General features: G+C 75.6%; 11 protein-coding genes. 7 read left to right on the top strand and 4 right to left on the bottom strand.

Annotation, left to right across the window (positions count from 1 at the left end; translation table 11 throughout):
• Positions 1-546 precede the first annotated feature (546 nt).
• The 4 genes from ctaD to ACGFSC_RS10405 all read left to right on the top strand — a co-directional run bounded on the left by ctaD (position 547) and on the right by ACGFSC_RS10405 (position 4658).
• Positions 547-2382 (top strand): cytochrome c oxidase subunit I, encoded by a 1836-nt coding sequence (ctaD, locus tag ACGFSC_RS10390; RefSeq protein ID WP_380352263.1) that lies wholly within the window; start codon positions 547-549, stop codon positions 2380-2382.
• Positions 2383-2494: 112 nt separating this feature from the next.
• Complete coding sequence (locus tag ACGFSC_RS10395; protein ID WP_359900911.1) at positions 2495-3028, top strand: hypothetical protein; 534 nt, start codon at positions 2495-2497, stop codon at positions 3026-3028.
• Between the two features lie 208 nt (positions 3029-3236).
• On the top strand, positions 3237-3956 hold the full coding sequence (locus ACGFSC_RS10400; RefSeq protein WP_359900914.1) for a response regulator transcription factor: 720 nt from the start codon (positions 3237-3239) through the stop codon (positions 3954-3956).
• Between the two features lie 345 nt (positions 3957-4301).
• Positions 4302-4658 carry a pyridoxamine 5'-phosphate oxidase family protein gene (locus ACGFSC_RS10405; protein WP_359901048.1) on the top strand — a complete coding sequence of 119 codons (357 nt, stop codon included), beginning with the start codon at positions 4302-4304 and terminating at the stop codon, positions 4656-4658.
• Positions 4659-4679: 21 nt separating this feature from the next.
• Here ACGFSC_RS10405 and ACGFSC_RS10410 read toward each other — a convergent pair whose 3' ends face one another.
• The gene (locus ACGFSC_RS10410; protein ID WP_359900917.1) at positions 4680-5261 is read right to left on the bottom strand and encodes a TetR/AcrR family transcriptional regulator; all 582 of its coding nucleotides are present in this window, start codon (positions 5259-5261) and stop codon (positions 4680-4682) included.
• Positions 5258-6406 carry a saccharopine dehydrogenase gene (locus tag ACGFSC_RS10415; protein ID WP_359900920.1) on the bottom strand — a complete coding sequence of 383 codons (1149 nt, stop codon included), beginning with the start codon at positions 6404-6406 and terminating at the stop codon, positions 5258-5260. Before ACGFSC_RS10415 ends, ACGFSC_RS10410 begins: the two co-directional genes overlap by 4 nt.
• Positions 6407-6444: 38 nt before the next feature.
• Between ACGFSC_RS10415 and ACGFSC_RS10420 the strand changes: the two genes are divergently transcribed.
• Entirely contained in the window at positions 6445-7293 is an 849-nt protein-coding gene (locus ACGFSC_RS10420) for an alpha/beta hydrolase (protein WP_359900922.1), read from the top strand.
• Between the two features lie 59 nt (positions 7294-7352).
• Here ACGFSC_RS10420 and ACGFSC_RS10425 read toward each other — a convergent pair whose 3' ends face one another.
• On the bottom strand, positions 7353-9050 hold the full coding sequence (locus tag ACGFSC_RS10425; protein ID WP_359901051.1) for a GAF domain-containing protein: 1698 nt from the start codon (positions 9048-9050) through the stop codon (positions 7353-7355).
• 392 nt (positions 9051-9442) lie between these two features.
• Here ACGFSC_RS10425 and ACGFSC_RS10430 point away from each other — a divergent pair, with 392 nt between their 5' ends.
• Both ACGFSC_RS10430 and ACGFSC_RS10435 read left to right on the top strand, forming a co-directional pair.
• Entirely contained in the window at positions 9443-10294 is an 852-nt protein-coding gene (locus ACGFSC_RS10430; RefSeq protein WP_359900925.1) for a universal stress protein, read from the top strand.
• A 258-nt stretch (positions 10295-10552) separates the two neighbouring features.
• Positions 10553-11554: an Acg family FMN-binding oxidoreductase gene (locus ACGFSC_RS10435; RefSeq protein ID WP_359900928.1), complete on the top strand. Its 1002-nt coding sequence runs from the start codon at positions 10553-10555 to the stop codon at positions 11552-11554.
• 102 nt (positions 11555-11656) lie between these two features.
• Here ACGFSC_RS10435 and ACGFSC_RS10440 read toward each other — a convergent pair whose 3' ends face one another.
• Entirely contained in the window at positions 11657-12169 is a 513-nt protein-coding gene (locus ACGFSC_RS10440; RefSeq protein ID WP_392862924.1) for a copper chaperone PCu(A)C, read from the bottom strand.
• Positions 12170-12181: the final 12 nt, after the last annotated feature.

Below are 12181 nucleotides of genomic sequence, written 5' to 3' on the forward strand. Positions count from 1 at the left end.
GTGCGGCGGTGCGGTGTGGGCGCAGGCTACTTGACGGCCGATCGGCGCTGAAGGCCGCGGAACCGGCCGGGTCCGCTCCCCCCGGGCCCATGACCGGGGCCCCGCGGCGGGGGGTCGACGGTGGGGTCCGTACGGCTGCGCGGTCGCCGTTCCGGCAGGTCGGCCGGGGTGGCGGGGCCCGGGCGGACCGGGTGGACGGGCGGCCCGCGGGGCGCCGCCGGGCGGGCGTACGGGACGGTGGGGAAGGGCGCGTTCCGGCGGTTCTCGACCGGGGCTCCGCGCCGCGGTGAGCGCGGCCCGAGCGGGCGGCGATCCGGGCACGCGGCCACCCGACGGCCGGTCAGGAGGCACGGGACGCGCGGCCGGGAGGCACCGGGCGGGCGGCCGGGAGGTCCCGGGTGCGCGGTCGGGAGGTCCCGGTCGGGGCCCGGGAACTCGGGCCCAGCGGCCCCGGGCGGGCGGGCCGAAGGGCCCTGGGGCGCGGAGGGCGCCTGTTCGGATCATGGAGCGCCATCCATTCGCACGACGTTCCGAAGGAGTGCGTCCTTGAGCGCCACCCAGGCACAGGGCGACCCCACCTCACCGCCAACGGCCCTCCCAGCAGGGACGGCCAGGGCCAGGAGGCCCGGTTCGGCCCTGGTCAGACTGCTGACCACCACCGACCACAAGACGATCGGCACCATGTACCTGGTGTCGTCGTTCGCGTTCTTCCTGATCGGCGGCATCCTCGCCCTGGTCATGCGCGCCGAACTCGCCCGGCCCGGAACGCAGATCCTCTCCAACGAGCAGTTCAACCAGGCCTTCACCATGCACGGCTCGGTGATGCTGCTGCTGTTCGCCATGCCGCTGTTCACCGGCTTCGCCAACTGGATCATGCCGCTCCAGATCGGCGCGCCGGACGTCGCCTTCCCGCGCCTGAACATGCTGTCCTACTGGCTGTTCATGTTCGGCTCGCTGATCGCCGCGGCCGGCTTCGCGACCCCGGGGGGCGCCGCCGACTTCGGCTGGTTCCTCTACGCGCCGCTGTCCGACGCGATCCACTCGCCCGGCGTCGGCGCCGACATGTGGATCATGGGCGTGACGCTGTCCGGCTTCGGCAGCATCTTCGGCGCCGTCAACTTCATCACCACCATCATCTGCATGCGCGCTCCGGGCATGACCATGTTCCGGATGTCCATCTTCTGCTGGAACGTGCTGCTCACCTCGGTGCTGGTGCTGCTGGTCTTCCCGGTGCTGGCCGCCGCGCTGCTGGCGCTGGAGTGCGACCGCAAGTTCGGCTCCCACGTCTTCGACCCGGCCAACGGCGGGGCGATGCTCTGGCAACACCTGTTCTGGTTCTTCGGGCATCCCGAGGTGTACATCCTGGCGCTGCCGTTCTTCGGGATCGTCTCCGAGGTCATCCCGGTGTTCAGCCGCAAGCCGATGTTCGGCTACTCCGGCCTGATCGCCGCGACGGTGGCCATCGCGGGCCTGTCGGTGACGGTGTGGGCGCACCACATGTACGTCACCGGGCAGGTGCTGCTGCCGTTCTTCTCGTTCATGACCTTCCTGATCGCCGTCCCGACCGGGGTGAAGTTCTTCAACTGGGTCGGCACCATGTGGCGGGGCTCGCTGAGTTTCGAGACACCGATGCTCTGGACGGTCGGCTTCCTGGTCACCTTCCTGTTCGGCGGCCTGACCGGCGTGCTGCTCGCGGCCCCGCCGATCGACTTCCACGTCTCCGACTCGTACTTCGTGGTCGCCCACTTCCACTACACGCTGTTCGGCACCGTGGTCTACGCGATGTTCGCCGGCTTCCACTTCTGGTGGCCGAAGATGACCGGCAAGAAGCTCGACGAGCGGCTCGGCCGGATCACCTTCTGGACCCTGACGGTCGGCTTCCACGCGACCTTCCTGGTCCAGCACTGGCTGGGCGCCGAGGGCATGCCGCGCCGGTACGCGGACTACCTGGACTCGGACGGCTTCACCACCCTGAACACGTTCTCCACCATCGGCTCGTTCCTGCTCGGCCTGTCGATCCTGCCGTTCCTCTACAACATCTGGAAGACCGCCAAGTACGGCGAGAAGGTCACCGAGGACGACCCGTGGGGCTGGGGCCGCTCGCTGGAGTGGGCCACCTCCTGCCCGCCGCCGCGGCACAACTTCGTCAAGCTGCCGCGGATCCGCTCCGAATCCCCGGCCTTCGACCTCCACCACCCGGACATCGCGGCCATGGACGTCCTGGCGCACAGCGGCAAGCCCGCCACGCACCTGGGCGACGTGGAGCCGACGAAGTACGACCGGCCGCTGAGCCGGGCGGACCGGGCGGCCGCCGCCGTCGCGGTCAAGGCCCCGCCCTCCGAGGCCGCCGCGTCCACCGATTCACCCTCCTCGGGCGGCTGAGCCCGCCCCTCGAACGCCGTCCCCGCCCGCGTCGCTGCCCCCGGGCGGGCGGGGACGGCCCACTTCTCCCCTTCTCCCCTCCCCACCCCTTCGTGACCAGGAAGGCCGGGTCGTGAACCACACCGTTCTCGCCATCGGCACCGCCGCCCTCACCGCGAGCGGCTGTGTCTGGTACCTGCCCGCCATCGCCGACCTCCAGGCCGGCGCCGACCGGCCCCGCTCCACCCGTACGGCCGCCGCGGCCTGCGTGCTGTGGTGGGCCGGGCTCGCGCTCGCGGGCGGGCTGCTGCTCGTCGTGCCGGACTGGCGGCCCGCCGCACAGATCGCGCTCGCCGGACTGGTCGGCGGCACGGCGCTGCGGCTGCGGGCCCTGTGGGACCGCCGCCGGGAGGTGAAGGAGACCGCGGCCCGCTGGGCCGCCCTGGACGTGGGCCCCGCCCCGCGCTCCCACCGGCCGCCGGCCCTGGCCCTGGCCGGGTGGCTGGTGGTCGGCGCGGCCGTCGCCTCGCTCGGGGCGGTCGCCATCCTGGTGTCCGGCGGCGGCGAGGTCGTGCCCCGGGTGGTGCTCGCGGCGGCCAGCGGCGCGGGCATCGCGCTCGCCTTCCTGCTGATGGGGCTCGGGAACGTCCGGCGGCAGGGGCGCTGAGGACGCTTCCGCCGGCGCGCCTCCCGAGCGGCCCGGCGGACCCTGAAGAGACCTGAAGAGAACCGCAGGACCGGCCCCGGTCCGGCCCGGGCCGTGTGGCCCGGCCGGAATGGGGCCGTTGGGCCCTGGGTCCGCGGCCGGGTCCGGGGGATGATGCCCTGGGCCCCGCTGGGAGTGTGCGGGGGTGCGACGAAGGTGGAGCCGCGTGATGGCGACCAAGACGGAGGGTGCCGGGGCCCCGGCGCCGGTCCGGGTGTTCCTGCTGGACGACCACGAGGTGGTGCGCCGCGGGGTGCACGACCTGCTGGACTGCGAGCCGGACCTGGAAGTGGTCGGGGAGGCGGCGACGGCCGAGCAGGCGCTCGTCCGGGTGCCCGCGCTGCGGCCCGACGTGGCCGTGCTGGACGTCCGGCTGGGCGACGGTGACGGCGTCTCGGTCTGCCGTGAGCTGCGCTCGCGGATGCCCGGGCTGGCCTGCCTGATGCTGACCTCCTTCGACGACGAGGAGGCGCTGCTGGACGCCGTGATGGCGGGTGCCGCCGGGTACGTGCTCAAGCAGATCAGCGGGACCGACCTGGTCGCCGCCGTCCGCACCGTCGCCTCCGGCCGTTCGATGCTCGACCCCGGCGCCGCGACCCGCCTCCTGAACCGCCTGCGCAGCGACGCCGAGCCCGCCCAGCCGGTCACCACCGGACCGGGCCTGACCGCGCGCGAGCAGGAGGTCCTCGAACTCATCGGAGAGGGCCTGACCAACCGGCAGATCGGCGAGCGGCTCTACCTCGCCGAGAAGACCGTCAAGAACCACGTGTCGCGGCTGCTCGCCAAGCTCGGCGTCGAGCGGCGGGTGCAGGCGGCCCTGATCGCCACCGAGCTGCGCCAGGCCTCCGCGGCCGCGCAGCCCTCCGTGCTGCGCACCGGCCGGGGCTGAGTCCGGCCGTTCGGCACTGTCTGTGCCCGTTCGGTGCGGTGCAGTGCCGTTCGGGGCCGAACGGTCCTTCGGTCCCGGGCCTGGGACCCGGGGCCGACGGCCCGCCGGGCGGGGCTCTCGCCGGGCCCGGCCGGGACCATCGGCCCTCGCGGCCCGGCCCGGGCCCGGGCGAGCATCGCTCGCATGAACCGCGACCACGTCCCGTCCCCCCGGCCCGTCCCGTACGACCCGCCCGGTCCGGCAGCTCTGCCCGGTCCGGCCGCCCCGGCCGTCGCGTACGACGGCCCCGCTCCGCTCGACCGGCCCGTTCCGTCCGGCCGACCTGTTCCGCAGGACCGGCCCGACCTGCCGGAACTGCGCGAACTCGACCGGAAGCGGTCGCTGGAGCTGCTGGCCCGGGCCGACGTCGGCCGGGTGGTCTACACCGTCGACGCCCTCCCGGCCGTCCTGCCGGTGCCGTTCCGGCTGGCCCCCGGCGGTGTGCTGCTCTCGGCACCGGCCGGCTCCGAACTGGCCCGGGCGGTGGACGGCGCGGTGATCGCCTTCGAGGCCGACGAGGTGGACGGCCGGGACGGCTCCGGCTGGTTCGTCACGGTCCTCGGCCGCGCGCAGGTCCGCCCGGCGGCCAGGACGGCCGATCCGGGCGGCACGGTCCGCATCCGCATCCGCCCGGAACTGGTCATCGGCCGGTGCCTGGCCTGAGCCGGCCGCCCCGAGGCGTCCTCACGGCCCCAGCAACGCCAGGGCGGTGCGCAGGAGTTCGGCGTCCGCCGCGGCGTCCGCGGTGCCGGCCAGGCCGGAGCGGAAGAGCGAGGCGCCCTCGATCAGCATGACGAACACCTGGGCGCGGGCGTGCCGTTCCTCCTCCGTCAGGGTCGGTTGGCGTTCGGCGAGGAAGCAGGCGACCAGCTCCCGGTAGCGGTCGTAGAAGGCCCGGACGGTGGCGGCCACCGAGGGGTCGCGGGCGGCCAGCGCCCACAGCTCGGCGAACAGGCGGACCAGGCGCACGTCCTGCTGCTCGGCGAGCAGTTCGCGGAGCAGGGCGTCCTCGTCGCGGCCCGGGTCGAGCAGCGGCGCGAGCCGCTCCACCGAGCGGGCGAGGACGCGCTCCAGCACGGCGGCCACCAGCTCGGCGTGGGTCGGGAAGTAGTGCTGGAGGTGGCCGAGGCGGACGCCCGCGGCGGCGGCCACCGCCCGCATGGACAGTTCGGTGCCGCCCGCGGTGACGAGCAACTCCTCCGCGGTGTCGAGCAGTTGCTCCCGCCGCTGGGCGCCCTTGCCGCTCAGGCCCCGGACGCTGCTCATGCCGCCGTCGCCGTGCCGTGCCGCCCGTCGGCCCCGGTGGCCGTGACGGTGACGGTGACGCCCAGGGCTGCCAGGTCCTCCAGGACCTGCCCGGGGCGCGGGGTCTGCTCGGGGAAGGCCACCCCGGCGGGCGGCGGGGCGCCGTCCGTGCCGAGCGCCCGGCGCAGCGCCAGCAGGGCGCCGACGGCGGTGAGCCGGGCCTGGCCGCCCCGGTCCTCGACGGTGGCGGTGAGGGCGCGTCCGCCGGAGGCGACGTCGGTGCGCAGCAGGGCGGTGCCGCCCTCGCCGGGGGAGTGGAGCAGAGCGCGGCGGGCCGGCTCCCAGCGGTCGCCGCGGCCCCAGCGGAAGAAGCCGGCGTGCCGGGCCGCGAGCAGGGCGGTGGTGGAGGAGCGGGAGCTGAAGCCGATCCGGGTGGCGGCGGTGGTGGCGCCCAGCGTGAGCGGGAGGGTGAACTGCTCGGGGGTGTCGATCCCGGCGACCAGGGTCGGGGTGTCGCCGATGCGGACGGTCCGCGGGCGGCTGAGCGGGGCGACGGAGTGGCGTCGGCCGTCCTCGATCACCTCGTAGTCGAGTCCCAGGCGGTCCATGAACTCCACCGAGTCGGCGCCGGCCCGGTCCGCGAGGTCCCAGCGGATGGCGGTCTCGATCCGCTCGGCCCCGCCCAGCCGGTCCGCCAGGGCGGCGGCGACCAGGCTGGTCACCCCGCCCATCCAGGCCGAGGAGAGCAGCACCGGGGCGGTCGGGCGCAGCAGGGCGGCGAGCGTGGCCGCGCGCTGGAGCCGGGCGGTCCAGCGGGTGACGTCCACGTACGGGACGCCCGCGCGGACGGCGGCCCGCAGCACCCGGTCGTCCGGGTCGTTGACCACCCCGACCACGGCCCGTACGGCGGCGGTGAACGGCTCGGGGTCGGCGAGGTCCCAGCGGCGGACGGTGGTGTCGTCCAGTTCGGCGGCGAGGGCGGCGCCGCGCTGCTCGGAGCGGCCGGTGAGCAGCAACGGCCAGGTGGGGGAGGCGAGTCGGGCGAGTTCGGCGCCGACGGTGCCGTAGCCGCCGACCAGCAGGACGGGGCCGTCGGGGTTGTGGCTGAGGCGGTCCGAGGGGAAGGTGGGGTGCGGGGAGAGACCTGAGACGGATGTGGGGCTCATGGAGACAAATATAGGTCGCCCGACCTAAAATTTTCGTCATGACGTACTCCGATTCCCCCGAACAGACCTTTGACCTGCGTACCTTCGACAGCGGCCACGGCCGCCTCGCCTACCTCGACGCCGGTACCGGCGAACCCCTGGTGCTGCTGCACGGCGGCCTGCTGGACCGCCGGAGCTGGGCCGACCAACTCCCCGCCCTGCTGCCCGAATACCGGGTGATCGCCCCGGACACCCGCGGCCACGGCGCCTCCGACAACGCCGGCCGGCCCTTCCGCCCCGCCGACGACCTGGCGGACCTGCTGCGCCACCTCGGCCTGGGCCCGGTGACCGTGATCGGGCTCTCCATGGGCGGGACGATCGCCCTCGACCTCGCCCTCGAACACCCCGAACTGGTCCGCGCGCTGGTGATCAGCGGCAACGGCACCAGCGAATCCGAGTTCACCGACCCGTGGCTCGGCGAACTCGCCGCCCACCAGACCGCCGCGCTCGCCGAGGGCGACGCCGAGGCCTGGCTCGACTCCTTCACCAGCCTCGCCTCCGGGCCGCACCGCCGCCTGGACGAGGTCGATCCGGAGGTGGTGCGCAGGCTCAAGGAGATGACCCGGAGCACCGTCGCCAAGCACACCCCCGACGAGCCCCAGTACCTGGTGCCGGTGACCGACACCTGGAAGCGGCTCACCGGGATCACCGTCCCGCTGCTGGCGATCAACGGCGGCATCGACTCGGTGGACCACATCAACCTGGCCGAACGGGTCGTGCGCACCGTCGTCGAAGGCCGCGCGGTGATCGTCGAGGGCACCGGGCACTACCCCAACATGGAACGGCCGGAGGAGTTCAACAGCCACCTCCTCGGCTTCCTGCGCACCCTGCCCACCCTGCGCGGCTGACGGCTGACGGCTGACGGCTGACGGCTGACGGCTGACGGGAGGCGGGTGGCGGGAGGCCCTCAGGACCCGATCGGGGCCTCCCAGACCAGCCGGGTGCCGCCGCCCTCGGCCGGGTCGACGGTGAAGGAGCCGCCGACCCGGTCGGCGCGCTCGGCCAGGTTGCGCAGCCCGCTGCGCCGCCCGCCCTCGGGCACGCCGACGCCGTCGTCCGTCACGCTCAGCGCCACCCGCCCGGCCAGGGCACGCAGCGTCACCTCGACCCGGGACGCCTTGGCGTGCCGGGCGGCGTTGCTGAGCGCCTCGGCGAGGACCGCGACCACGTGCCCGGCCAGCTCCTGCGGCACGTCGGTGTCCAGCAGGCCCTCCATGCTCAGCCGGGGCGGGAAGCCGAGCGTGCCCTGGGCGTCGGTGACCACCCGGGTGGCGCGGGCGCGCAGGCCGCGGTCCGGCTCGCTGTGGGCGCGCAGGCCGAAGATGGTCGAGCGAATGATCTTGATGGTCTCGTCCAGGTCGGCCACCGCCCGGGCCACCCGGTCCGCCGCGGCCGGGCTCTCGATCAGCCGGCCCGCGCTCTGCAGCGTCATCCCGGTCGCGAACAGCCGCTGGATCGCCAGGTCGTGCAGGTCCCGGGCGATCCGGTCACGGTCCTCCAGCAGGTTCAACTGCTCGGCGTCACGCCGCCGTTCGGCCAGCTCCAGGGCCAGCGCCGCCTGGTCGGCGAAGCCCAGCAGCGGACCGGTCTCCTCCGGCCCGAACGCCGGCTGACCCTGCGCCCGGGCCAGCAGCAGCACGCCCCGCCCGTACCCTGCACCCGTACCCAGCGGCACCGCCACCGCCGCGCCCAGCCCGTCGAAGCGGCCCGCCGGACCGGCCGGGAAACGGGCGTCGCAGGCCAGCTCGTCACTGGTGGCCGGCGAGCCCGAGGCGTACGCGGCACCCGACAGCGTGCCGTCCACCGGCACCGTCACCCCCAGCCGCGCGGACGGCGTGCCACCCAGCGCGACCTCCACCGTCAACTCCTCGGCCCGCTCCTCCGGACCGGCCAGCGCCACCGAGACGTCCGCCAGCTCGGCGCCCGAGATCTCCCGCGCCCGACGGGCGATCAGCTCGACCACCTCCAGCCGCGGCGCCCCCGACAGCAGACTGCGGGTGATCTCGGTGCTCGCCCGCAGCCAGCGCTGACGCAGCTGCGCCTCCTCGTACAGCCGGGCGTTGTCGATCGCCACACCGGCCGCGACCGCCAGGGTGGAGATCACCGCCTCGTCGTCCTCGTCGAAGTCCAGCCCGCCGCGCTTGTCCGTCAGGTAGAGGTTGCCGAACACCTCGCCGTGCACCCGCACCGGCACCCCCAGGAAGGTGTGCATCGGCGGGTGGTTCGACGGGAAGCCCACCGAGGCCGGGTGGTCGGACAGCACCGGGCAGCGCAGCGGCCGCGGCTCGCGGATCAGCTCGCCCAGGATGCCCCGGCCCGACGGCGGCGGGCCGATCTCGGCGATCTCCTCCTCCGTCAGGCCCACCGTCAGGAACTGCGACAGCGTGTGCCCGTCCGGCCCGATCACCCCGAGCGCCCCGTACCGGGCGTCCACCAGATCGGCGGCGGCCTCCACGATCCGGTGCAGCGCCTGCGCCAGGTCCAGCTCCCGCCCGACCGCCAGCACCGCCTCCAACAGGCTGTGCACCCGGTTCTGCGTGCCGCGCGCCGCGTCGATCCGCCACTGGAGCTCCTCCAGCAGCTCGTCCAGGCGCAGCCGTGGCATCCGCGCGCCGCCACCCGCCGCGCTGCCGTCCGCTCCGCCCACCGCTGTCCTCCTCGTCGTGCTGCCCTGACCGGCCCGTCCACCTTCCGGACGCGCCCCGTCCGCCCCGCGGACGGCCGCCCCCACCGCCCGACCCGACTCGGGTGCCGTCCGACCAGCGGGATTGCCGTGTTCACGGTAGTGCCCCGGTGTCGGTGGTGGGGACGGCGGGGTCGGCCGTAGGCTCCGTCGGGCGGGCCTTTCGTCCCGCCGCGCAGGGTCCTGAGGCCTCTGCCGCCGGGCCGCGCGTCGCTGCCAGGGTGGGGGAGGAGCGGACGGGGCGTCAGAGCACACCGCGGCCCGCACCGAACCGCCGAGCGTCGACGACCTGTCGACAGTGTGGAGGAACAGTCATGACGTCAACCGTGCTGGCCGGGGTCGACGGATCGCCGCAGAGCGCCGCGGCCGCCCACTGGGCCGCCGCCGAGGCGGTGCGCCGGGGCGCCTCGCTGCGCCTGGTGCACGCCTGGCCGTGGCTGACCGACGGCGTGTCCTCCTTCGCCGAGGCGGACGACCTGCCCGAGGCCGTCCGCCGCACCCTCGCCGAGGCCGCCGAGGACATCCGCGGCCGGCACCCCGACCTGGCCGTGGAGACCGACGCCGTCCTGGACGCACCGGTGGACGGCCTGCTGGCCGCCGCCGCGGAAGCGGAGCTGCTGGTGCTCGGCTCGCGCGGCCGCGGCGGTTTCACCGGCCTGCTGCTGGGCTCGGTCAGCATGTCGGTGGCCGGGCGCAGCACCGTGCCGCTGGTCGTGGTGCGCGAGGAGGGCGAGGCCGGCGCGGGCGAGGTGGTGGTCGGCGTCGACGCCCACACCCCCGAGACCGAGGTGCTCGACTTCGCCTTCCGCGAGGCGGCCCTGCGCGGCGCCCGGGTCCGGGCGGTGCACGGCTGGGAGCTGCCGCCGGTGTTCGGCTACGCGGGCGGCGCCGTCCCGGCGGCCGAGCTCGCCCAGCTGGAGGCGCTGGAGGCCAAGCTGCTCTCGCTCGCCCTGGCCGGTCCGCGCGAGCAGCACCCGGAGGTGGAGGTGGTCGAGGACGTGCAGATCGGTGCCGCCCGCGCCCTGGTCGAGGTCTCCGCCGGCGCCGCGCTGGTCGTGGTCGGCCGGGGCCGGCGCCCGGTCGAGTTCGGGCCCCGGCTCGGCCGGGTCGCGCACGCCGTCCTGCACCACGCCGAGGCTCCCGTCGCGGTCGTCCCGCACGGGTGATGGACGGCCCGTCCGGTGGATCCGCCCCCGTCCCGATCCACCGGACGGGCCCGACGGTCTCCTGCCCGGGCCCGACGGCCTCCCGCCAGGGCCTCCCGAGCGGGTGGCCCCGGCCCGGCGGCCGCGAGGACGGGCCCAAGGGCCCTGTCCCCGGACCGGTCGGGGCGCGCACGCTCGTAAGCAGCGGGACCCGCGGGTCCCGTGCGGCCGAACCCCGCGGTTGAAGCCGAAGCCTCGCGGTTGAAGGAGTGGATCGCCATGACGCTCGACCCGGCTCTCACCCAGATGCTCAGTACGGCCGACCTGCGCCTGCTCGCCGCGGCCGGCGGCGCGGCGCCCTCGCTGCACAACAGCCAGCCCTGGCGGTTCGCGCCGACCCCGGACGGGCGCGGGCTCGCCGTGCACGCCGACACCGGGCGTTCCGTACCCCTGGCCGACCCGGTCGGCGCCGCGGCGCACATCGCGGTCGGCGCGGCCGTGTTCAACCTGCGGGTGGCGGCCGGCCGGCTGGACCGGGAACCGCAGGTCCGGCTGCTGCCGGAGGCCGCCGAGCCCGGCCTGCTCGCCGTGCTCGACCTCTCCCGGCCGGCCGTCGAGGAGACGCCCTTCGGCCGCGACCTCTATCCCGCGATCGCCGCCCGGCACTCCAGCCGCGAGCCCTTCACCCAGCGCGACGTCCCCGAGGCGGTGATCGGCGAGCTGATGGCCGCCGCCCGCGAGGAGGGCGTCGCGCTCGCCGCGCTGGAGGAGGACGGCGTACGGCGGGTGCAGGCGCTGACCGCCGAGGCGGAGCGCCGCATCGCCGCCGACCCGGCCCGCGTCGCCGAGTCCCGCTCCTGGCTGCGGTCCGACGACGGCACCGCCGAGGACGGCATCCCGCAGGCCGCGCTCGGCCCGCAGGACCATGACGCCCGGGTGCCGATGCGCGAGTTCGCCGGCCGCCCGCCGGAGGCGCCCGCGCAGCCCTCCCGGCGGTTCGAGGCGCTGCCCCAGCTGTGCACCCTCACCACTCCCGGCGACGGCCCGCTGGACTGGCTGCGCACCGGGCAGGCGCTGGAGCGGGTCTGGCTGCTGGCCACGGTGCACGGCGTCCGGCTCACCGTTTGGCACCAGGCGATCGAGTGGCCGGACATTCGCTGGGCGCTGCGCGACCCGGCCGCCGGGCCGGGCCACGTCCAGCTGGTGCTGCGGGCCGGCTACGGCCCGCCCGGTGCGGCGACCCCGCGGCGGACGGTGGAGGAGACGCTCGGGGAGCCCTGAGCCGAGTGTCCCGCCTGAGCCGAGCGTCCCTCCCGGAGCGTCTCCCCGGCCCCTGGGGCCCGAAGCCCGACGGCTTCGGGCCCCGGGGGCGTTCGGGGAGGGTCAGCGCGGCCGTTCGGCCGCGGGCACCACCTGGGCGGCGAGCCGCAACGGCGGACTGTGCCGGAAGGCGAGGGTGAACTCCACCCACTGGCCGGCCCGCAGCGGCGGCGGCTCGGCGATCATCAGGTCCGCGTCCTCCGGGGTCATCCGCAGTTCGCCGCGGCCCGGCACCGGCAGCGCCGAGGCCGGCTCCCAGCGGCCCGCCGCGCCCTGGTGCAGGTGCCGCTTCAGTGTGATCCGGCCGCCGAACTCCCAGGAGGCGCCGGTCAGTTCGTCGGGGACGTCGCCCGGGTTGCGGACCGTGAAGAAGGCCGCCGTGGCGGTGGCCGCACCCGCCGCCGGCAGCAGTACCCAGCCCGGTTCGGCCGTCACCGGGAGGGCGCGGCCGGCCCCGCCGACCGCCGTCCACCCGGTGAGCAGGACCAGGGCCAGGGCCGCCGCGCCGACCGGCGGGCCGGCCACCGCGAGACGCCCGGCGGCCCTCGCCGCCGTCCCTCCCTTCGCACCCCTCACACCCGTCACGCC

Source organism: Kitasatospora sp. NPDC048715 (genome assembly GCF_043198905.1).
GTDB lineage: Bacteria > Actinomycetota > Actinomycetes > Streptomycetales > Streptomycetaceae > Kitasatospora > Kitasatospora lactacystinica.